The organism is Schaalia sp. HMT-172 (assembly GCF_030644365.1).
In the GTDB taxonomy this organism is placed as follows: domain Bacteria; phylum Actinomycetota; class Actinomycetes; order Actinomycetales; family Actinomycetaceae; genus Pauljensenia.
In genome coordinates this window covers 1,314,490-1,334,844 of record NZ_CP130058.1, presented here as the reverse complement: position 1 = coordinate 1,334,844, position 20,355 = coordinate 1,314,490, and the positions used below count along the sequence as shown (strand labels likewise).

The following is a 20,355-nucleotide window of genomic DNA, read 5'->3' as shown; positions in this document are numbered from 1 at the left end:
ACCGGATGAACGACTCGATGCGTCAGGATGCGATTTCGCGCGTGGGCATCACCATTGCGATCGATGGTCCTGCGGGTTCTGGTAAGTCCACGGTGTCCAAGGAGCTGGCCTCGCGTCTGGGCATCGGATACCTCGACACGGGCGCGATGTACCGCGCGCTGACGTGGTACGCCCTCGACCGTGGCATTGACCTGGAGGACGCGGAGGCGGTCGCAGCCGCGGCCGACGAGATGGTCCTGCGGCTGCACTCCGATCCCGCGGACCCGCACGTGTGGGTGGGGGATACCGAGGTCACCCAGGCGATTCGCGAGCCTCGCATCGCCCTGGCGATCAAGCATATTTCGACGAACCTGACGGTGCGCGCGTGGATGGCGGCCGAGCAGCGTCGCCGCATGATGGAGGCGCGCGCGCAGGGCTCCGGCATGATCGCCGAGGGGCGTGACATCACGACGGTCGTGTGCCCGGACGCCGACGTGCGCATCCTGCTGCTGGCGGACCAGGAGGCGCGCCTGCGTCGGCGGACCCTGGAGCTGTATGGGGACGCGACCGAGGAGCACATGGAGATCGTGCGCGCCCAGGTGGAGGGCCGCGACAAGGCCGACTCGACCGTCTCGGAGTTTATGACCGCGGCCCCCGGCGTGGAGACAGTGGATTCGACAGGGCTGGATATCGCCGGCGTGTGCGAGGCGATCCTGGCATACGTGGACGAGGACCTGTCCGCCCGCGAGGGATAGCTCCTGGCAGGTAGATGTGTGTGCCCCGCAGCGCCTCGCTGCGGGGCACACACATACGGTGGCTAGTAGCTGGGATGGTTTTGCCCGGGAGCCTGGTCGAACGGTGGGTTCTGGTCCTGCGGGGAGCGCGCTGTTCCATATCCCTGGACACCGCCTTGCGTGCCATAGGCGGGCCCCTGGGTACCCTGAGCTCCGTATCCGTAGGCGGGCGGCTGGCCGCCAAACCCGTACGCGGATGCCTGGCCGGGTTGGGTTCCGTAACCGTAGGCGGGTCCCTGAGAGGGCTGCGTGCCATACACCGGTCCCTGACCCGTCGGCGTGCCGTAGCCGTGGGCGCCAGGTGTTCCTGGCATCGCCGGGCCACCGCTGTAGGAGGTATTTCTCGACCAGAGAGGGTTGAAGCCGGTGTAGCGCGATTGCTTCGGGGGAACGGTGCCCTGAGGGTAGCCTGTCACTCCGTACTGCGGGCCGTTGACGCTGGTGTAGTTAGGCATATCGCGGACGTCCTTGCGCGCCTGCCGATAAAAGATGACGTAGATGATGGACGCGGGCAAAAAAATGATCGTGATAATTGCGATAAGAACGAGGGCCTCAAACGTCGTGATCGTCGAACCTGATGAGGTAGCGGTGTTGCTGCGTGTGCGCGTGAGAGAGCTGCTTGCGAAGGCTTCGTGATGTGCTTGCGCGGCCGTCGCGGCGTTCAGCTCAGGCGTGTCGCTGGAGGCAGGCAGTGCTGCGGAGCTCGAGGTGGTCACCCTCGGCGTGTTCATCAGCGTGTATGCCTGCGCCGCGGGAACCACGAGAGGCAGTGTCGCGCATGCGAGGGTGGCTGCGCAGGCGAGAAGCCGATGAGAGAGCATGTGGTGTTTCCTTCGAGAGCGAGTAAAGGTGAGGGGAGACCTGCTCATGTGACCGCCGAACGTTCGTATCGAAGAGACAATGACGGAATTCCAGCGAATGTGTGTGTTCGTGACACGCGGTCGTGGTGCAGTGCCCGCAGGCGCAGCGAAAGCTCAGTATCCGCTGCCGTAGGAACCGTAGCCACCGTTCATGCCCGACGACGGATAGTCGCCCTGCTGGCTGCCGTAGGAGTTGCCGTAATCTGCCGTGCCGTAGCCGTTTCCCTGCTGCATCGGCGGATTCATGGGTGCACCCGCCTGTGGGTACTGAGCACCGCCATAGACGTTGCCCGTGACTCCGTATTGAGGCCCACTGGGGCCGTTGTAATTAACGGTCTGCATCTGGCGGCGCGACCCCTGGTTAGCCAGGTAACGGAACAGGTAGTAGCCACCTGCGATCAGAGCGAAAAGCACCAAGGAGATGACGACGGCAACCGGGTCGTGAGACGTCCTTCGTGAACGGAAACGACGGCGTGTCGGTGCGGGGACGGACACGCTTGCACGCGTCGCACGTCCGGTGGTTGCGGTGCTGGCAGGGGAGTTTTCCGTGCTCACAACGACCGCGCTCGCCTGCACTGTCGACGCCTCCCACGCGCTGGCAGACGGCAGTGCAACACCCGTGACCGCTAGGGCAAGGGTCGCGGCAGATGTCAGGAGGCGGCGGATGGTCATGTGGTGTGCTCCTACGGTGTGTTGGTGACGAGATAGCATCAGTCTAGCCTGGGATCTGTCGCCCGACCCGCTGTTCTGCGTGCCGATATGGAGGCAACGCACGAGGGCGGCGGATGCTGCTGTCAGATCAACAGGGGGAATGTGTCATGGCGCACGCCCGTCGGGTTGCTTCCTGATCGAGGGGTGCGCTATAGTTCTACAGGTCGCCACGGCGACGAACTGAATACGGGCTGTGGCGCAGCTTGGTAGCGCACTTGACTGGGGGTCAAGGGGTCGTGGGTTCAAATCCCGCCAGCCCGACAAAAGAGTCGCGAGGACAGGTTTGTGTCCTCGCGCTTTTTGTATTCCATGGGCCTTCGTTGCCTGGAGTCGTTGGAGGGACCTCCGTCCCCGCATCAATTGTCGGTCAATCTTTGTAACCGAAACGTAATGCTCATCTGTGGTGGTCTATTTCCCCCGGTAAACGCTAGTTTTCGACCAATCTTCCGCGGGTTCGTGCAGGTCGCAGCGCATGTGATGCGTTGTGAGGCGTGACAATGGGTGCCCCCTCAGTGGGGTAAACTGTGGCACAGGTCGAAGTCGTCAACGGGGATGATTTCGACCTACCTAGCCGGTACCGGCCGCCGCCATCCAAGATGGAGCGCGAAGTGCACGGACCGACACAAAACGGCCCCGGCCTCGTCAACGGAGACGAGGCCGGGGGAGCCGGAGACGCGAATGAGGAGCGAGAACGGTCAGCCGTCAGACTTCGCCGCGCCCTCGCGCGCATCCTCGGGGATGACATCCTCCAGCGTCGCCGACTGCTCGTGCGGGGCCTGGAACTCGGTTACCATCGTCACCTCGTTGATGGCCGGATCAGACACGGTCATCGCAGTTGTGTTTCCCGTCTGATCGACGATGTTGAGCCGGTTGTCGGCGTCGAGTTCGACAACGAAGAGGTCTTCCAGTTCTCCAGCGCCCGCCGACGAAAGCTCTCCGCGTAGCCACTCCTCGTCGCGATGTACCAACTCGAGGTTGTCGGTCACGACCTGGCCACTGGACACCAGGACGTAGTTGATGCCGCCCTCGCCCTTGCGCCGTACCGTCAGGGAGCCGTTGGCTTCGCGTTGTACGAGGCTGATGTCGCTCAGTGAAAAGATGCCCATGCCGCGTAGCTCTGCGAGAAACTCGACTGGGTCGAGCTTGTGATCCGTGTTGTCGAGCGCGTCCTGAGTAAATCGCCCGCCCTCGATGATCGTGTACGCCTTTCCCATCACGAGAGAGCGGGTCGACATGAACTTCGACATCAGGTAGTTCAGGCCGGAGATGATTCCAAAGGTGACGAGCAGGAAGCTGATGTACTCCGCGAACGAGATTGCGTGGTTGTAGATGACGCCGCCGATAACGCCACCGAGGATAAAGTTCCCGATAAAGTCGATCGGTGTCAGCTGGACCGTCCGCTGCTTGCCCGTGAGGCGCAGGTGGAGGACGATCAGGGTGACACCGATCAGGAGCTTAAAGACCGTCATTTCGAAACCATGAATATCGAACATGAGAGCAGTCTATTCGCATGTGGGGACGCGGTTTGGCGTGGTGTGATTAACTCGTCGGATCCGCGTCGATAGCTCCCTGGATGTCGTTGAAGAGCAGATTGGAAATCTCGACCTGCACCGTCTCAACCTTCGGCACGTCGCGCAGCAGCAACGGATCGTCAGCGGATGTCTGGAGGGCGAGCGTGCCGCAACCGAAGATCCGGTCATCGAAGTCCTTTTCGATCTGGATGTCGGAGATGCGGGTGAGCGGCAGATCGTGACCGGTGCGCTTCATGATGCCCGTGCGGGTGATGACTCGCTTCGTCGTCACCGTGTAGGTCGTCGTTATCCACTTGATCCAGGGAACAAGGATGAGCGGAATCGACAGGAGGAGGACGGCGATCCAAATGGTCGGAAGCGCCCAGTAACGCGCGTTCTCCGGAACGTAGAAAGAACCGACAGCCGCTGCGATCACGAGGATCGACTCCACGATGATCGCGGGGAGCAGCTTCTTGATGTGGGTGTGCATGTGGCGGACGACGATCTCGTCCTGGCTGAGGAGCTTCTGTGACAATGCCATGACACCATCATGCCAGATTTCGCGAGTGCGTGAGGACGCCTAAGACGGTGGCAGTGCGCCTCAGCGGGGCCTGCGGTGCGTTCCCACAATGTCTGTGTTCACGATGCCTATCGCCGCCATCAGCGCGAGCATCGTCGTGGGACCCACGTATTTAAAACCGCGACTCTTGAGGTCGGCCGCGAGAGCCACCGACTCCGGCAGCTGTGTGGGCACCTCGTTGTGAGAGCGCGGACGGGGATCACGCGTCGGCCGATACGACCAGACGAACTCACCGAGGTGGGAGGGGCCGTCCGTCGCTTCCGAAGTGTTCCTCATAGCTAGCGTCGCGTGAGCGTTGCTGATCGCCGCCTCGATCTTGCGGCGGTTATGAATGATCCCGGGATCACGAGTGAGGCGCTCGACGTCGACCGTGCTGAATGCGGCGACCGCGTCCGGTGAGAAGCCCTCGAACGCCGCGCGGAAGGCCTCGCGTTTGGCCAGCACGGTGCGCCAGGACAGGCCCGCCTGGAATCCCTCGAGGACGAGGCGCTCGAAGACGCCCGCCTCGTCGTGGACGGGTAGCCCCCATTCGGTGTCGTAGTAACTGCGTAACAGCTCGTCATGGGAGGCCCACGTGGGCCGGATGAGCCCGTCATCGCACAGGGTGAGTCCGGAGGCTAGGGGGAGATCAGCAGATTGGGTGAGTGGAGTGTTCATGTGTCGATCCTGCGCGCGTGGTGGTCACCGGTCAAGGGGCGCCGTGACGCTTGTGGATAACGACGCCGGTTGGAACGAGCCTGTGGATACACGCCAGGGGAGTGCAGGCACGGGTGTGGCCCGCCTCCGGGGGAAGCGGGCCACGTGTCAAAGCGTTCTTACCTGCGGCGCTTCTCGCGCACGCGCACCGAAATCTGAATCGGCGTGCCGGCGAAGCCGAAGGTCTCGCGCAGGCGGCGTTCGATGAAACGACGGTAGCCCGGATCGAGGAAGCCCGTCGTGAAGAGCACGAAGCGCGGGGGCTTGCTGGAGACCTGCGTGCCGAAGAGGATGCGGGGCTGCTTGCCGCCGCGCAGCGGGTGTGGGTGAGCGGCCACGAGCTGGCCGAGGAAGGCGTTGAGCTGGCCCGTCGGGATGCGGGTCTCCCACCCCTCCAAGGCGGTGTCGAGCGCGCGCACAATGCGGTTCGTGTGCCAACCGGTCTTGGCCGCCAGGTTGATGCGCGGTGCCCACTGAACCTGGACGAGCTCGCGTTCGAGCTCGTTCTTGATCTCCTTTTGGCGCTCCTCATCGACCAGGTCCCACTTGTTCGTCACGACGACGAGGGCCCGGCCCGCGTCGATGACCTGCTGGACGACGCGCACGTCCTGCTCGGTCAGGGGGGCGGAACCGTCGATGAGGACCAGGGCGACTTCGGCCTTCTCGATGGCTGCCTGCGTGCGGATCGAAGCGTAGTAGTCGGCGCCTGTCGTGCGGTGCATCTTGCGGCGGATGCCGGCAGTGTCGACGAACCACCAGGAACGTCCGTCCAACTCGATGAGCTCGTCGACGGGGTCGCGGGTCGTGCCCGCCAGCTCATTGACGACGACGCGCTCGCCGCCGGCCAGGGCGTTCAGGAGGGAGGACTTACCGACGTTGGGACGCCCGACGAGGGCCACGCGGCGCGGGCCGCCCGACGGGAGCGCGGAGGCTACCGCGGACTCGGTCGGCAGAACATCCATGACGACGTCGAGGAGATCACCCGTGCCTCGCCCGTGGAGGGCGGAAATCGGGTGAGGCTCGCCCAGGCCGAGGCTCCACAGGTAGGCGGCGTCGGCCTCTTGCAGGGGCGAATCCACCTTGTTGGCCGCCAGGATGATCGGCTTCTTCTTCGAGCGCAGCATCTCCACGATGCGCTCGTCGGATGCCGTCACGCCGACCGTTGCGTCCAGGACGAGGACGACGGCGTCGGCCAGGTCGACGGCGATCTCCGCTTGCTCGGCGACGGAACGATCCAGTCCCTTGACGTCGATCTCCCAGCCGCCGGTGTCCACGAGCGTGAAGTCGCGTCCAGCCCACTCCGCGGGGTAGGAGACGCGGTCGCGCGTGACACCCGGCGTGTCCTGGACGACGGCCTCGCGGCGTCCCAGGATTCGGTTGACCAGCGTGGACTTGCCGACGTTGGGTCGGCCGACGACGGCGAGAACCGGCAGGCCCGCCGCGACGTCGCCGGAATCGTCGAGCTCGACGTCGCCGGAGAGCAGCGCCAAATCCTCCTCGTCCAGGTCGAACTGGTCGAGGTTGGCGCGCATGACGCGGGCGCGGGCCGCGGCGTCATCGTCGGTCAGGTCGATCATCTCAGACGAGGCCGGGGCCAGGTCCGCGGTGTAGGCGTCGGCCGCGTCGTCCCCGGGAGTGGGGGTCGCGCCGTGCTGGGTATCGAAGTCGTTCACCCGCCCAGTCTACGGTGTGGCGCGCCACGCGGGTCGTATGGGGACCCCCGTGGCGCGCCAGTTCACAGGTTCGTTGCGCTTACTCGTGGGAGCGCACGTCGCCAGCGAGGACCTCGGCGGCGACGGGCACGTCGTTGTAGCGGTGGTGGATACCCTGGATCTCCTGGTACCACTCCGCGCCCTTGCCCGTGATGATGACGGTGTCGCCGGGGTCGGCCGCCAAGATGGCGCGGCGCACGGCGTCGCGTCGGCACGTCGTGACCTCGGTGACGTCCTCCATGTCGGGGCGCACGGAGGCGATGCCGCGCAGCAGATAGTCGCGGATCGACTGGGGATCTTCGGTGCGCGGGTTCTCGTCGGTCACCCACAGGACGTCGGCCTCGCGCGCCGCGATTGCCGCCAGGTCCTCACGCTTGGTCGCGTCGCGGTCACCGTCCGTGCCGAAAACAACGACGACGCGGCCGGGGGTGAGCTCGCGGGTCGAACGCAGAGTCCATTCGAGGGCTTCCGGCGTGTGCGCGTAGTCGACGATCACGAGGGGCTGGGCGCCGGGGGTGGGGTTGACCTTCTCCATGCGGCCCGGAATCTGGGGAGCGTCCTCGATGGAGGCGATAACGTCAGGCAGGTCGATGCCCAGCGTCACGGCGGACACGATCGCCACGGCCGTGTTCTGCACGTTGACCTCACCCAGGATCGGCATCGCGACGCGGTGGCCGACGCCGTCAGGGTCGACGAGCGTGAACACCGTGCGGCCGATCACCTTGTCGGGGGCAATATCGCGGACCTGCCAGTCGGCGCTCTCGCTCGTCAGGGCGGACACGGTGGTCACCGGCACGGTCGCCTGCGCGGCCAGGCGGCGGCCCCACTCGTCGTCCACGCACACGACGCCGGCGCGGGAGTGCTCGGGTGTAAAGAGCAGCGCCTTGGCGGCGAAGTAGTGCTCCATGTCGCCGTAGTAGTCCAGGTGATCGTGCTGGAGATTCGTGAAGGCGGCGACGTCGAAGACGATGCCGTCCACCCGGTGCAGGGACAGGGCGTGCGCGGACAACTCGATGACCCCGGCGCCGCAGCCGTACTGGTCGGTGGCGGACAGGAAACGGGCGATGACCGGCGCCTCCGCGGTCGTGCGCACCGCCTCAAACGAGATCGGTCCGACGTGCGTCTCGACGGTGCCGCACAGGGACGCCTGGGGGAAACGCGAAGCGATGGCGGCGCGCATCAGGTACGAGGTCGTCGTCTTGCCGTTCGTGCCGGTCACGGCCATCGTCGTCAAGCGCGTGGCGGGAGAGGAGTACACGTTTGCGCACAGGGCGGGGACGACGCCACGCGGATCGGCCACCTGCACGACCGGCGCGCCCAAGCCTCGTTCATGTGCCTGCACCCGTCCCTCCGCGTCGGTGAGAATAACGCTGGCGCCCGCCTCGATGGCGGCGTGGGCGAAGCGGATGCCGTGCTGTGTCAGGCCGGGGATCGCCACGAAGATCCAACCGGGCTCGCAATCGTCGGAGGAAACGGTGACGCCCGTGACGCTCACGTCGGAGGCATCGATCGAGGCGGGAGCACCGTCAACGCCATAAAACCCCTCGATGTCGATGCCCGCGAGGACGCGCGCGAGCGGGGTCGGGTCGATGGACGGGCGAATATCAATCACTGATGTCATGGCACTACTGTAGTTCGTCATCGGCTGCCCGTGTCGCACACGCATGGACAGTGACACAGTAGGATGGAGACATGCAGATTTTGACACGCAACGAAGCAACCCATCGCGCTGCCACGCTCGAGGTGTCCTCCATTGACGTCACCGTTGACGTTTCGGGTGCCGCAGACTCCTCCCAGGAAACCTACCCCGTCACGTCGGTCCTGACCCTGACCGCTCGCGAGGAGCGCACCTTCATCGATATCGTCGGGCAAGTCCGCACCGTCTTGCTCAACGGCGCGGAGCACCCCTTCGAGGACGATGAGGATCGCGTCTGGGTATCCGGCCTGCCTGTGGGGGAGAGCTTCACGCTTGAAGTGCGCGCGCTCGCCCACTACTCGCGCTCCGGCGAGGGCCTCCACCGCTACACCGACCCCGAGGACGGGGAGGTGTACCTGTACACCCAGTTCGAGCCCAACGACGCGCACCGCGCCTGGCCGTGCATCGACCAGCCCGACGTCAAGCCCGAGTGGACCTTCCACGTGATCGCGCCCCCGTCCTGGGTCGTCTTCTCCAACGGCGTCGAGGTCGGCGCAACGCCAGCCGGTGACGACGCCGTGCGTCACGATTTTTCCGCCACGCCCCCGCTGTCCAGCTACATCACCGCGGTCGTGGCGGGACCGTGGGCCGTCATCGACGGGGGAACATGGAGCGGCGGCGCGAGCGACGGCGGACACGTCGAGCTTCCCCTGCGCCTGGCGTGTCGGCGTACCCTCGCGCGCTACCTTGACGCGGACGACGTCTGTGAGGTCACTCGCGCGGGCCTCGACTTCTTCCATGAGCGTTACGGCGTGACCTTCCCGTGGGGCTCCTACGACCAGATCTACGTGCCCGAGTACAACCTCGGCGCCATGGAGAATCCCGGCTGCATCACCTTTAACGAGAGCTACATCTCCCGTTCCACCCCGACGTTCACGGAACGTCAGCGTCGCGCGAACACCACCCTGCACGAGATGTGCCACATGTGGTTCGGCGACCTGGCGACCCCCGCGTGGTGGGACGACCTGTGGCTCAAGGAATCCTTCGCCGAGAACCAGGGCGCCAGCGCGATCGCGACGTCGACGCAATATACAGGGGAGTGGGCCAACTTCGCGATGAACCGCAAGATCTGGGCCTACACGCAGGACCAGATGCCCACGACGCACCCCATCGCCGCCGACATCCCCGACGTGGCCGCCGCCAAGACAAACTTCGACGGCATCACCTACGCCAAGGGAGCAGCCGTCCTCAAGCAGCTCGTCGCGTGGGTCGGCGAGGACGCCTTCTATGAGGGAGCGCGCCGCTACTTCGACAAGCATCGCTTCGCTGCGACCTCGCTCGCCGACCTGCTTGAGGCCCTCGAGGCCGCCTCCCATCAGGAGCTCGGCTCCTGGAAGAGCGCCTGGCTCGAGACGTCCGGCCCCTCGACGCTGTCCGCCTCCTGGCGCACCGATCCTGTCGGAGCGATCTCGGACTTCACCCTTCACCAGGGCGCGGAGGCGTGCGGCGGTGTGCTGCGTCCCCATCGCGTCACCGTCTCCACGTGGCGTGCCGCCTCCGGCGCGCTCGAGCGCACGCACGTCTTCGATGTTCGCATCGACGGTGAGAGCGCCCCCATCGATCCCGACGGCGTGCTTGCCCTCCCCGGCGGAGCAGCCTTCGTCGACCTGGTCGTCATCAACGACGACGACCTCACGTATGCGATTTCGCGCCTCGACGAGCGTTCCACCGACGTCGCCCTGGCCTACGTGGGAACGATCGGCGCGCCCATCACCCGCGCGGTCGTCTGGGCGTCGCTGTGGAACGCGGTGCGCGACGGCCTGCTCGATCCCAGGCGTTTCGTCGTTGCCGTCCTGAACGCGGTCCCCGCCGAGACTGAGCCCGCTATTCGCGACCGCCTGCTTCTGTTCGTGTCGGAGGCGCTCTCCTCCTTCCTGCCCGGCGCGGCGCGCGCAGATGCCCACGGCCAGGTCCTGGCCACCACCATTCGCTTGGCGAAGGAGGCCGACGACGCCGACGCATGGCGGGCCTACACGCGCGCCTTTATCGCCGAGTTCGCGGCCCGCGGCGGCGACGAATACGAGGCGACGGTACGCGCCTTCGCGGCCAGCGACAACCCCGACATCGCCTGGCGCGCGCGCCGCGCGCTGGCAGCCCGAGGCCTCGTCGACGAGGAGACGATTCTTGCGTGGCGTGACGCCGACGGTTCGGGTGAGGCCGCCCGCATGAGCGTCGAGGCCCTGGCCTCCATCCCCGACGAGGCAGCCCGCGCTCGGGCGTGGGAATCCGCCTGGTCGGACACGCTGTCCAACGACTACCTGAGCGCGACTCTCGCGGGGCCTGCAGTCCTCCACCTGGGAGGGCGAGCGCGGCATCGGCGAGGCCGTGGCACGCATGCGCGGCTATTGGGAGTCCCACACGATCGGCATGTCCCTGCGCTACGTCAGCGGCGTCCTTGACCTCAGCGTCGACATCGACCGCGAGGGAAGCGTCGAGGCCAGCGTCTCGCTGCTGGGCTCCTGGCTCGGCGCCAACGAGGATGCTCCCGCGCAGCTGCGCCGCATCGTCGTCGAACACCTCGACGACTTTGAGCGCCGCGAGCGCGTCCAGCGTCGCTGGCAGGGCGATCAGTGACGAGGCCGGAGGAGCGCGGCGGGACCGCGGGGGCGGCGCCCGAGGCCATCGAGGCCTCGTCGGTGGACCCCGCGGCCTCGATGTCGCTGCTCACCTCGCTTCTGGCCAACCCTCTCGACGCCGGATACGAGCACTACCGTGCGGAGCACGGGCCGCGTCCCGCCTCCCTGATAGGGCGGGTTGGCGTCTTCGCGGTGGCCGTCGCGCTCGGCTTCGGTGCGGTCGTGGCGACCGCGTCGCTGCGCGCTCCCGCGGGCGACGTGAAGGCGGATTTGAAGCAACAGGCCTCGACTCGTAGCGAGAACGTGGCCGCCCTGGACTCGGAGGTACAGTCGCTGGGGCACGCCATCGAGCAATACTCCGACCCCGCTAACGCCGCCGGGACCGATGGGACGCTGGCCCTCCAGGTCGCGACGACTCCTGCCTCGGGCCCCGGCATTATCGTGACGCTCACGGATCGGGCGGCCCCCGGGAAGGGGAGCGGTGCCGTGCGTGACCAGGATCTGGCGATGGTCGTCAACGCCCTGTGGGGAGCGGGGGCCGAAGCGATTTCCATCAACGGGCAGAGGATTGGGCCGGCCACATTCGTGCGCACCGCCGGCTCTGCCATCCTGGTGAACGTCACCCCCATCTCCTCGCCCTACGAGGTTAGCGCCATCGGAGACTCGAACGCCCTGTCCGTCGCCCTCGTGCGCGGTAATACGGGGGACTACCTCTCCGCCGCGCAGTCCGTCACTGGCATGACCGTGTCCACCAAGGTCGTCTCCTCCCTGACCATGGACGCGCTCGCGCCCTCCGTCCCCCAGTATGCTTCGCCCGTTTCCGACCCCACTCACGGAGGCACCTCATGATTGCCGTCATCGGACTCATCATCGGAATCGTCCTGGGCGTCCTGCTCGACCCGACCGTACCCGCCTGGCTCACGCCCTTCCTGCCCGTCGCCGTCGTCGCGGGCCTGGACGCGCTCTTTGGCGCGGGGCGCGCGTGGCTTGAGGGGCGCTTCGCGGACCGCGTCTTCGTCACCTCTTTCTTCTGGAACGTCGTGGTGGCCTGCCTGCTCGTCTTCTTGGGCACGCAGCTCGGCGTCGGCTCGGCCATGACGACCGCCGTCGTCGTGGTCCTGGGCATCCGCATCTTCTCCAACACCGCATCCATCCGCCGACTCCTGCTGAAGGCCTGATATGAGCGACGACATCATCGACGAGACCGCGACCGCCGACGAGGCGGGCCACGCCGAGGGGAGCAATCGCGCCCGCAGGAGGAGCGCCCACCGCGAGGAACACGCTGCGCCGCGCCTCTGGGCGCGCGCCAGGGGAGCATTCTTCGCACTCCCGCGAGGCCTGCACGTGGTCATGCTCATCATCTTCATGATCCTCGGCTTCGCCCTGGCCACGCAGGTCCGTGCCCAGCGCTCCGATCCTCTCGAAGGGCTCTCGGAGCAGGACCTGGTGACCGTCCTCGATGAGCTGGGTACCCGGGAGCAGAACCTGCGCGAGCGGCGCGCAGAGCTGACCAGCGAGCTTGAGGACCTGCAAAGCGCTGCCGACGAGGCCCAAGCGCGCGAACAGGCCTCCGCGAAGGCCGCGCTCCAGGCGCAGATCGCCGCGGGAACCGTGGCCGTCCAGGGGCCGGGGGTGAGCGTCTCGGTTCTCGACCCGGGGGCCAACCTGAGCCCCACGCAGTTCGTCATGACGCTGGGCGAGCTGCGCAACGCGGGGGCCGAGGCCATCGACCTCAACGGCGTGCGGCTCACCACACGCTCCGCCTTCACGGGGCAGGCGGGGTCCATTGTCGTGGACGGCACACCCATCGCCTCGCCCTACACGTGGACCGTCATCGGAGAGTCTCAGACGATCGCGACCGCCCTGGAGATTCAGGCCGGCTCCGCCTCTCAGATGCGCGCCAAGGGCGCCACTGTCACGATCACACCGACCGATCACGTCACGATTGATTCCCTCGCCAGCCCTCGCCCGCCCCAGTACGCGACCTACGAGTAGAGGCCCCGGCCTATAATGGTGTCGGAAGCCGCCGTGCCCGCGCCTGAGGCATGGTGAGCGTTTACACTTAGCACATTCCCGTAACGAGACCTTTTGGAGCGCACCATGTCTGACAACCAGCCTTTTGACCCCACAGCAACGTCGATCTTCGGCCTGGCACCCGTGGCGGATGACGTCGAAGAGGCACCGGTTGCTCTGTCCGCCCGCGACCGCGAGGCCGTCGAGGCGCTCCCCGCCGGCTCCGCCCTGCTGATCGTCCAGCGCGGTCCGAACACGGGCGCGCGTTTCCTCCTCGACCCCGAGGTGACGAACGCGGGCCGTTCGCCCAAGGCCGACATCTTCCTCGACGACGTGACCGTCTCGCGTAAGCACTGCCAGTTCATCGCCTCCAACGGCGGTCACGTGGTGCGCGATTCGGGCTCCCTGAACGGTACCTACGTGAATCGTGAGCGCGTCGACTCCATCGAGCTGCACGCCGGCGACGAGGTCCAGATCGGTAAGTACCGCCTGACCTACCAGCCGTCGACCAAGCAGGCCTGACGTGTCGGCGTCCGTCGCACGCATCCGCGACTCGCACCCCGAGCCCGGGGCGACCTCGTGGCCGCACGATGCCGATCACGCCCCCGTGCTTTCCATCGGCCGGGTGGTCGAGGAGCTCAAGACGGAGTTTCCTGCGATCTCGCTGTCGAAGGTGCGCTACCTGGAGGGCGAAGGCCTCGTCAGCCCCGCGCGCACGGGCGCCGGTTACCGCAAGTACTCTGCCGCCGACGTGGAGCGTCTGCGATACGTCCTGTCCGAACAGCGCGATTCTTTCACTCCGCTCAGCGTGATTCGCACCCAGCTCGATGCCCTCGACGCCGGACATACGCCGACGCGGCGTCGCGTTGCGCAGGTGGTGTCCTCGGAGGGCCAGACGGTGTCGCTGGGCGGCCGCCGAGCGATCCCCGCCGCTGACCTGTCGGACCTGACGGGTGTCGATATGGACACGCTGGAGCGCTATTCGCGTCTCGGCCTGATCACCCCGGATCTGGCGGGATACTTCCCGGCACGGTGCGTGCAGGCGGTGTCGACGATCGCGCGTCTAGAGGGTTCGGGCGTGGATGTGCGGGTGTTGCGCGCGGTGCGCCAGGGCGCGGAGCGCAGCGCGGATATCATTGATCAGACGGTGTCTTCCCAGAGGGGACGAGGCCGTGGCGCGGACCGCGAACGGGCGCGTGCGCGAGCGATCGAGTTGGGTGATTTGTTCGCCGAGCTGCATCGAGACATGCTGGCGGTGGCCGTGTCATCGCTCAGTGACGACGGCGTCTAACTTTCATGTTTAACCTGAAGGTTAGACTCGCCGATACGGTCATTGACCCGCCCCGCCCGGTGCTCTACCGTAGTCCTGTTCTCATCACATACGACCCCCAAGGAGCCCCACAGTGAGCGCAGAAGCCAACGCCGTGAGTCGGCAGGGCATGCTTTTTGGCGACCCGCTCGAGGGCCTCGAAACGGACGAGGTCGGCTACCGTGGGCCGATTGCGTGCAACGCCGCCGGCATCACCTACCGTCAGCTGGACTACTGGGCTCGCACCGGCCTGCTCCAGCCCTCGATACGCGCGGCTCGCGGCTCGGGCTCGCAGCGCCTCTACTCCTTCCGGGACATCCTCGTTCTCAAGGTCGTTAAGAAGCTCCTGGACGCGGGCGTGTCCCTCCAGCAGGTGCGCGTCGCCGTCGCCTCGCTGCAGAACAGGGGAGTGGATGACCTGGCGTCGATCACGCTCATGAGCGACGGCGCATCCGTCTACGAGTGCACCTCCACCGACGAGGTGATTGATCTTCTGCAGGGCGGCCAGGGCGTCTTCGGTATCGCGGTCGGGCGCGTGTGGCGTGAAGTCGAGGGGTCGCTCGCGGAGCTGCCGCTCGAGCGCTCGGAACGCACCTTCGTCGACGAGCTGGCCGAGCGCCGCCGCGCGAAGCGATCCGCGTCCTGACACACACATTGATATAAGGCCGTGGGCCTGGCATTCGCCAGGCCCACGGCCTTATCAGTGCGCGGGGGAGTGGACCCCTACTTGCGTCCGAGGGGGCAGGTCACCGTGTAGGCGGACTCGACGTCGGTGATCTCCACCGACACCATGCCGTTCTCGTCAACCATGTACGACTCCTCGATGAGGGGCCCGTCCTCCGTGCGCACGACGGGCACCGACGCGATGTCGACGTTCGAGCGACGCAGGGCATGATCGAAGGGGAAGATGACCTCCCCGTAGGGCTGGAGGTCGCCGCGGGGCACCCAGGAGTCGTCGAGCGAGGAGTATTCGACGAAACGGAAGTAGCCGATGTTGTGGGCCGCGCGGTAACGGCGCTTGATCGTCAGGGTCTCGCCCGGCGCCAGCTCGGTGTTGGGTTCGAGCAGCGTGTCGAAGGAGATGAAGGAACCAGCGTCTCGCTCACGGAAGACCCCGACGCCGCGCGAGAGCTGCTCGCGCACCGTGTAGGCGGCCTCCGGGTCGGCGCCGATGGCCAGGCCGATCGCGGTCGAGGCCGCCGTGTGGGGCGAGCGGTGCACGCGGCGCCCGAAGCGCGAGCGCAGGATGCGCGCGACGAGGGGCAGCTGGGAGCCGCCGCCGACCACGTAGAGGCCGGCGATGTCGCCACCGAGCTGGCCGACGCCCGACGCGTCGGGGACCAGGAGGGGCTCCATGGCCTCGACGGTCGCCTCCACCAGCGCGGTCGCGTCCTCGTAGAAGTCCGCGACCGTGATCGTAGTGGGCTCGCCGTCAACGGGAACGGTGATGAACTTCGTGGAGGGGGAGAGGGCCTCCTTGGCGGAGCGAGCGTCCTCGATGAGGCGCTCCCAGGCGGCGTCCCCGAGCAGGCCGGAATCCGTGCCCGCGGCAGCGGCCAGGCGCGTTGCCAGGATAACGTCGAAATCGTCGCCGCCGACCAGGTTCAGGCCGCGAGAGCCGAGCACCTCGTGGAGCGTGCCGGTCGCCGACACGATGGAGGCGTCGAAGGTGCCGCCGCCCAGGTCGTAGACGAGAATGGCGGTGCGCTTCGAGTTCAGGGTGCCTGCGTGGCGGTGCGTGTACTCGAAACCCGCTGCGGAGGGTTCGTTGACCATCGCCAGGACGTTCCATCCGGCGCGGCGGAACGCCTCCAGGGTGAGGAAGCGTTGGGCGGACCACGCGTGAGCGGGGATGCCGACGAGGGCCTCGAGGGGCTCATCGGCGGGCACGGTGGACACGGACGAGTTCGTGCGCAGCTGGCGGGCGACGTAGCTCAGGAAACCGGTGAGCGCATCAAGGATCGGGATGGAATGGTTGCCCAGGCGCAGCGTGGAGGTGTCGGTCACCGAGGGGTCGGACAGAAGGCGCTTGAAGGAGCGCAGGTGAGGCGCGCCCTCGCGCGCGGCGTCCTCGGCGTCGAAGCCGAACACGAGGCGATCGCCGTCGAGTGCGAGCACCGAGGGGATAAAGTCGACCGTGTCCTCTCGGTTGTTGACGAAGGAGACGATGGGATAGTTTCCTCGATCAACAATAGCGATCGCGGTCGTGGTGGTGCCAAAATCTACTCCAAGTCTCATAGCCTCAACAGTAGCGCGCATTTTCGGTGCATCCTAGGACGTCTCGCCGGTGCTTCGCACGTTTCTCAGTAAGGTTCGGCGGGTGAGTGTGACGCAGAGCCATGCGATCAGGAAATATGCGATTCCTGCAATGGCGTCCATCACATAGTGGTTGCCTGTTGCGACAATTGTCACGATGGTCAGAGTTGGATGGAGGGCGAGTGTGAGACGCGCCCACCATGAACGCCAGACGTAGGTTCCGAGCATGACGGCCACCCACACCGACCAGCCTGTGTGCATCGACGGCATGGCTCCGTAGGGATTGGCGAGGGTGCCAAAGAGGTGGGAATACGAGGAGGTGTGCTCGGCGACGGAGTCGGCGATGCCAAGTCCTGGCACGAGCCGCGGGGGAGCAAGCGGGTAGCTCCAGTAGGTGGCGAGCGCGCCGAGTGTCATGACGACGAGCGTCCATCTGGCCCGGGAGTAAAACTGTGGTGCCTTGATCCATAGCGCCACGAGCGTCAGCCCGGTAAAGAGGAGGAATGTGGTCGCGTACTGTGTCGATGCGAGCGAGGCAAGGGTTGAGTGTGCGCCCAGCCATGCGTTTGCAGACGGCTCAATAAAGACGCCAACGCGGCGCTCGAGGGCGACGATGCTGTGGGCGTGGCTGAGTGCGAGCGACTCACTGGCGCGCGCCAAGAACGAGAGGACCGAGTAGGCCAGGCAGGCGAGGGCGAGTGTGAGCGCCTCTCGCACGGGATGCCTGGTGTGTTGCTGTGATTGATGGTCCGTTGTCATGGTCGTAACTCTAGCGCGTGGGAGGGGCGCGCCCGGGGGAGGAAAACGGACATAATGTACATTATCGGATCGAGGGGGTGGGGTCGCGAGGGGTGACACGGCGCTCCGCTTGACGTGTCCGATAGAATGGACCCGTTTCTTCACTACGTCCAGGAGGCAGTTATGGCTGACCGCGCACTGCGTGGCATGCAGATCGGCGCCAAGTCCCTCGAGTCCGAGGATGGTGTCGTTTTCGCCGACCGTTTCATCGTCCGGTACGCGTGCCCGAATGGACACGAGTTCGAGGTGACCCTTTCCAGCGAGGCCACGGCTCCCGCCACCTGGGAATGCAAGTGCGGTCAGACCGCCGAGCTCATCGGCGAAACCGAGGAAGACGAGGATAACAAGCCCGTCAAGCCGCAGCGCACCCACTGGGACATGCTGCTCGAGCGTCGCTCCATCGAGGAACTCGAGGTCGTCCTGAGCGAGCAGCTCACCGCCTACCGCGAGGGTCGCCTGCGTCCCGAAGGCTCCTACCGCAAGGGCTAACCCCTGCGAAACCGCGAACGCGCGGCCTGGGCCAGACGGCTCAGGCCGCCTTTTGTCACCATGGCGAGTTCCTCGACGAAGATCGACGAGTCGAGCTTCGATTCCCCCGCCACTCGCTCATCGAAGGTGATGGGCACCTCGGCGATAACGGCTCCGAGGGAACGTTCGAGCTCCGTCATCTCGACCTGGAAGCCGAAGCCGGTGGTCGCCACGCGCTCCAACACGCCGTGGCTCGCAAGGAACGAGGACCGATGAACCCTCAGCCCCGCGGTCGCGTCCCGCACGGGGGTCCCGAGGCATAAACGGACATAATAATTGCCCGCCTTCGACAGGGCGACGCGCTTGGTTGACCACCCGTTGATACGCCCGCCGGCGACCCAACGAGAGCCAATGACGAGGTCGGGCTGGTCGGGTCCTCCCATGCGCGCCAGCAGTTTGGGTAGATCGATCGGACGATGCGATCCGTCCGCGTCCATCTGGAGGATAAACGGATAGTCGTGAGCGATGGCCCACCCCATGCCATCCACGTAGGCGGTTGCCAGACCGGACTTCGCGGGGCGATGCAGGACGAAGAGCCGCTCCTCGCGCGCACGCCGCTCGTCGACCCACTCCCCCGTGCCATCGGGCGAAGAGTCGTCAACGATGAGGATGTGGGCCGCGGGAAGCTGAGCCCAGACCTCGTCGAGGAGCCTCGGCAGCGTCTCCATCTCGTTGTAGGTCGGGATGACGACGAGGGTGTGGTCGCCCTGAGGAGTTGGGGCAAGACGCTGCGCGTTAGTCATGAGTCACATTCTGCCTGTTTTAACGAGTGGTCGCACCTGCTGGGCGCATCGAGGCGCGCCCGCGAAGAGCCGCGACGAGCCCTGCGAGTGCGATGAGGAGCGTCGCACCCATGAAGGCACTCGGGATCCGCTCCCCCGCCTGCGTGGCGAGCGTTGTCGAGGTACGTAGGGGAACGTCTGCGATCAGCGTGGCGACGCTCTGCGTGTCTGTGGAGGCCAACACGCTTCCATCCGGCCGGATCACGTAGGAGCTGCCCGTCGTCGATGACTGGATCGCGGCGCGCGAATACTCCATCGCGCGCATGCGCAGCAGCTGGCCCTGCTGGGCGGACTCCCCCGAAGAACGGAAATGATAGTTGTTCGACGGCGTCACAATCATCTGCCCGCCCAGCGCCACGCCCTGCCCGATGACCGAGGGGTAGGCCGCCTCGAAGCAGATGCCGACGGCCACGGGCACGTCGCGCCCGTCGCGCAGACGAAGCGTCATGAGGGGAGCCTCCTGCCCCGCCTCCATGTCCTTGCTGGCCTGGGCGACCTCGGTGGCGAAAGATGAAATGACCTCGCGGAAGGGGATGAACTCCCCGAAGGGTACGGGCACGTGCTTGGAGTAGCGAGCCTCCTCGTCGACGCCTCGCCCCGGCTCCCACACGGCGAGCCAGTTCTTCACGCGGTCGCGCTCGTTCAGGTTGGTGTAGCCGATGATGATCGGCGCATCCAGTGCCAGTGCAGCCTCGTCCACCATCGCGCCGATCGCGGGAAAGGCCACCGGGTCTCGATCCACCGAGCCTTCGCCCCACAGTGCGACGTCAATCGGCCGCTCCTGGACGGCAGGGTCTGCGGCGAGCTGGAGTGAGGCTCGCAGGTTGTTTCCCGTCACCTCACCCGGATGACTGTAGGCCTGCGCGCCCGGCAATGCGATGTCCCCCTGAACCACGCCGACGCGCACGGTGCCCGCCTCCGCCTCGTTCGACAGCGGAATCGCCGCCGGGGCAACGACAAGCACGCACGCGCTCAGCGCCAGGAGTGGCCGTGAGAAACGGTGCTCAGGGGCAACCGCCCCATCTCGCCCGGCGCACGACCGGCGCAGGAGAACGGCGATAAAAACGACGGCGGCCGCAACGAGGCTCGTCCCGCCGACGGGCGCGAGATGCCCGAGCGGGGAATCCACCTGAGGTAGGGCCACCGAACCCCACGGGAAGCCCGACCACGGCCAGCGCGAGCGCGCGGCATCGACCCCCGCCCAGCTGATCGCATACAGGAGCGCCTGCGCCAGCGGCGAGCGAGCCGCGCGCCACAGGCTCGTCCACCGGACGAACACGACCCAGGCGCACAGGAATAGCGTCTGCACGAAGGCGAGCACGAACCACGCCGCCCGCGTTCCCACCGCCATGGGGATCCAGTCGATGAGCGGCAGCCACATGCTCATGCCGAAGGAAAGCGTGACGCCAAGCGCCCTGGGGGCCCGGGCCTCGTCGATGCGGGAGATGAACAGCGCGAGCGCCGGAATCGACATCCACCACCACCCCAGCGGCGGAAAAGACGAGTACAGAGCCAGCCCGGCCACCGCCCCGATCATGGCGTCCGCGCACGTTT

19 protein-coding genes, 1 tRNA gene and 1 pseudogene are annotated in these 20,355 nt (G+C 66.3%); 10 read left to right on the top strand and 11 right to left on the bottom strand.

Annotated elements, in window-relative coordinates:
* The first annotated feature begins 5 nt into the window (after window positions 1–5).
* Window positions 6–734 carry a (d)CMP kinase gene (gene cmk, locus QU663_RS05630; RefSeq protein ID WP_021612335.1) on the top strand — a complete coding sequence of 243 codons (729 nt, stop codon included), beginning with the start codon at window positions 6–8 and terminating at the stop codon, window positions 732–734.
* A gap of 62 nt (window positions 735–796) precedes the next feature.
* On the opposite strand, the gene QU663_RS05625 is transcribed toward cmk, so the two are convergent.
* Window positions 797–1,594 carry a hypothetical protein gene (locus tag QU663_RS05625; protein WP_021612336.1) on the bottom strand — a complete coding sequence of 266 codons (798 nt, stop codon included), beginning with the start codon at window positions 1,592–1,594 and terminating at the stop codon, window positions 797–799.
* Window positions 1,595–1,747: 153 nt separating this feature from the next.
* Window positions 1,748–2,305: a hypothetical protein gene (locus tag QU663_RS05620; RefSeq protein ID WP_156912142.1), complete on the bottom strand. Its 558-nt coding sequence runs from the start codon at window positions 2,303–2,305 to the stop codon at window positions 1,748–1,750.
* A 226-nt stretch (window positions 2,306–2,531) separates the two neighbouring features.
* On the opposite strand from QU663_RS05620, the gene QU663_RS05615 reads away from it, so the two are divergent.
* Window positions 2,532–2,605 (top strand) — tRNA-Pro (locus QU663_RS05615).
* Window positions 2,606–3,039: 434 nt separating this feature from the next.
* Here QU663_RS05615 and QU663_RS05610 read toward each other — a convergent pair.
* The 5 genes from QU663_RS05610 to QU663_RS05590 all read right to left on the bottom strand — a co-directional run bounded on the left by QU663_RS05610 (window position 3,040) and on the right by QU663_RS05590 (window position 8,464).
* Window positions 3,040–3,837, bottom strand: a complete 798-nt coding sequence (locus QU663_RS05610) for a DUF421 domain-containing protein (RefSeq protein WP_021612339.1) — start codon at window positions 3,835–3,837, stop codon at window positions 3,040–3,042.
* Between the two features lie 46 nt (window positions 3,838–3,883).
* Entirely contained in the window at window positions 3,884–4,396 is a 513-nt protein-coding gene (locus QU663_RS05605) for a PH domain-containing protein (protein ID WP_021612340.1), read from the bottom strand.
* A gap of 60 nt (window positions 4,397–4,456) precedes the next feature.
* Complete coding sequence (locus QU663_RS05600; protein ID WP_021612341.1) at window positions 4,457–5,092, bottom strand: DNA-3-methyladenine glycosylase I; 636 nt, start codon at window positions 5,090–5,092, stop codon at window positions 4,457–4,459.
* A gap of 158 nt (window positions 5,093–5,250) precedes the next feature.
* Entirely contained in the window at window positions 5,251–6,804 is a 1,554-nt protein-coding gene (der, locus tag QU663_RS05595; protein ID WP_021612342.1) for a ribosome biogenesis GTPase Der, read from the bottom strand.
* A gap of 79 nt (window positions 6,805–6,883) precedes the next feature.
* Complete coding sequence (locus QU663_RS05590; RefSeq protein WP_034481801.1) at window positions 6,884–8,464, bottom strand: UDP-N-acetylmuramoyl-L-alanyl-D-glutamate--2,6-diaminopimelate ligase; 1,581 nt, start codon at window positions 8,462–8,464, stop codon at window positions 6,884–6,886.
* A 71-nt stretch (window positions 8,465–8,535) separates the two neighbouring features.
* Here QU663_RS05590 and pepN point away from each other — a divergent pair.
* The 7 genes and pseudogenes from pepN to QU663_RS05555 all read left to right on the top strand — a co-directional run bounded on the left by pepN (window position 8,536) and on the right by QU663_RS05555 (window position 15,083).
* Window positions 8,536–11,113 (top strand): annotated as a pseudogene (pepN, locus tag QU663_RS05585) (aminopeptidase N).
* A complete protein-coding gene (locus QU663_RS05580; protein WP_021612345.1) occupies window positions 11,110–11,964 on the top strand; it encodes a DUF881 domain-containing protein in 855 nt (284 codons plus the stop codon). The pseudogene pepN and the gene QU663_RS05580 overlap by 4 nt, the downstream one beginning before the upstream one ends.
* On the top strand, window positions 11,961–12,293 hold the full coding sequence (locus QU663_RS05575; RefSeq protein ID WP_007589292.1) for a small basic family protein: 333 nt from the start codon (window positions 11,961–11,963) through the stop codon (window positions 12,291–12,293). Before QU663_RS05580 ends, QU663_RS05575 begins: the two co-directional genes overlap by 4 nt.
* A 1-nt stretch (window position 12,294) precedes the next feature.
* Window positions 12,295–13,110 (top strand): DUF881 domain-containing protein, encoded by an 816-nt coding sequence (locus tag QU663_RS05570; protein WP_021612346.1) that lies wholly within the window; start codon window positions 12,295–12,297, stop codon window positions 13,108–13,110.
* A gap of 105 nt (window positions 13,111–13,215) precedes the next feature.
* Window positions 13,216–13,650, top strand: a complete 435-nt coding sequence (locus QU663_RS05565) for an FHA domain-containing protein (protein WP_009056029.1) — start codon at window positions 13,216–13,218, stop codon at window positions 13,648–13,650.
* A 1-nt stretch (window position 13,651) separates the two neighbouring features.
* Window positions 13,652–14,419, top strand: coding sequence for a MerR family transcriptional regulator (locus QU663_RS05560; protein WP_021612347.1), 768 nt, complete (start codon window positions 13,652–13,654; stop codon window positions 14,417–14,419).
* A 112-nt stretch (window positions 14,420–14,531) separates the two neighbouring features.
* Complete coding sequence (locus QU663_RS05555; RefSeq protein ID WP_034481805.1) at window positions 14,532–15,083, top strand: MerR family transcriptional regulator; 552 nt, start codon at window positions 14,532–14,534, stop codon at window positions 15,081–15,083.
* Between the two features lie 77 nt (window positions 15,084–15,160).
* On the opposite strand, the gene QU663_RS05550 is transcribed toward QU663_RS05555, so the two are convergent.
* Window positions 15,161–16,675: an Hsp70 family protein gene (locus QU663_RS05550; protein ID WP_034481809.1), complete on the bottom strand. Its 1,515-nt coding sequence runs from the start codon at window positions 16,673–16,675 to the stop codon at window positions 15,161–15,163.
* A gap of 33 nt (window positions 16,676–16,708) precedes the next feature.
* Window positions 16,709–17,452 (bottom strand): phosphatase PAP2 family protein, encoded by a 744-nt coding sequence (locus QU663_RS05545; protein WP_021612350.1) that lies wholly within the window; start codon window positions 17,450–17,452, stop codon window positions 16,709–16,711.
* 162 nt (window positions 17,453–17,614) lie between these two features.
* On the opposite strand from QU663_RS05545, the gene QU663_RS05540 reads away from it, so the two are divergent.
* Entirely contained in the window at window positions 17,615–17,980 is a 366-nt protein-coding gene (locus QU663_RS05540) for an RNA polymerase-binding protein RbpA (protein ID WP_009056016.1), read from the top strand.
* On the opposite strand, the gene QU663_RS05535 is transcribed toward QU663_RS05540, so the two are convergent.
* Both QU663_RS05535 and lnt read right to left on the bottom strand, forming a co-directional pair.
* Complete coding sequence (locus QU663_RS05535; protein WP_021612352.1) at window positions 17,977–18,762, bottom strand: polyprenol monophosphomannose synthase; 786 nt, start codon at window positions 18,760–18,762, stop codon at window positions 17,977–17,979. The two genes, QU663_RS05540 and QU663_RS05535, sit on opposite strands and share 4 nt — an antisense overlap.
* Before the next feature lie 19 nt (window positions 18,763–18,781).
* Window positions 18,782–20,338 (bottom strand): apolipoprotein N-acyltransferase, encoded by a 1,557-nt coding sequence (gene lnt, locus QU663_RS05530; RefSeq protein ID WP_021612353.1) that lies wholly within the window; start codon window positions 20,336–20,338, stop codon window positions 18,782–18,784.
* Window positions 20,339–20,355 lie beyond the last annotated feature (17 nt).

Excerpts from the sequence above, each read along its gene's own strand:
- QU663_RS05575 (WP_007589292.1), top strand. The coding sequence starts at position 11,961 with ATGATTGCCGTCATCGGACTCATCATCGGAATCGTCCTGGGCGTCCTG.
- QU663_RS05565 (WP_009056029.1), top strand. The coding sequence starts at position 13,216 with ATGTCTGACAACCAGCCTTTTGACCCCACAGCAACGTCGATCTTCGGC.
- cmk (WP_021612335.1), top strand. The coding sequence starts at position 6 with ATGAACGACTCGATGCGTCAGGATGCGATTTCGCGCGTGGGCATCACC.
- QU663_RS05545 (WP_021612350.1), bottom strand. The coding sequence starts at position 17,452 with ATGACAACGGACCATCAATCACAGCAACACACCAGGCATCCCGTGCGA.
- QU663_RS05620 (WP_156912142.1), bottom strand. The coding sequence starts at position 2,305 with ATGACCATCCGCCGCCTCCTGACATCTGCCGCGACCCTTGCCCTAGCG.
- QU663_RS05570 (WP_021612346.1), top strand. The coding sequence starts at position 12,295 with ATGAGCGACGACATCATCGACGAGACCGCGACCGCCGACGAGGCGGGC.
- QU663_RS05590 (WP_034481801.1), bottom strand. The coding sequence starts at position 8,464 with ATGACATCAGTGATTGATATTCGCCCGTCCATCGACCCGACCCCGCTC.
- QU663_RS05610 (WP_021612339.1), bottom strand. The coding sequence starts at position 3,837 with ATGTTCGATATTCATGGTTTCGAAATGACGGTCTTTAAGCTCCTGATC.
- lnt (WP_021612353.1), bottom strand. The coding sequence starts at position 20,338 with ATGATCGGGGCGGTGGCCGGGCTGGCTCTGTACTCGTCTTTTCCGCCG.
- QU663_RS05600 (WP_021612341.1), bottom strand. The coding sequence starts at position 5,092 with ATGAACACTCCACTCACCCAATCTGCTGATCTCCCCCTAGCCTCCGGA.
- QU663_RS05540 (WP_009056016.1), top strand. The coding sequence starts at position 17,615 with ATGGCTGACCGCGCACTGCGTGGCATGCAGATCGGCGCCAAGTCCCTC.
- QU663_RS05535 (WP_021612352.1), bottom strand. The coding sequence starts at position 18,762 with ATGACTAACGCGCAGCGTCTTGCCCCAACTCCTCAGGGCGACCACACC.
- QU663_RS05605 (WP_021612340.1), bottom strand. The coding sequence starts at position 4,396 with ATGGCATTGTCACAGAAGCTCCTCAGCCAGGACGAGATCGTCGTCCGC.
- QU663_RS05550 (WP_034481809.1), bottom strand. The coding sequence starts at position 16,675 with ATGAGACTTGGAGTAGATTTTGGCACCACCACGACCGCGATCGCTATT.
- QU663_RS05625 (WP_021612336.1), bottom strand. The coding sequence starts at position 1,594 with ATGCTCTCTCATCGGCTTCTCGCCTGCGCAGCCACCCTCGCATGCGCG.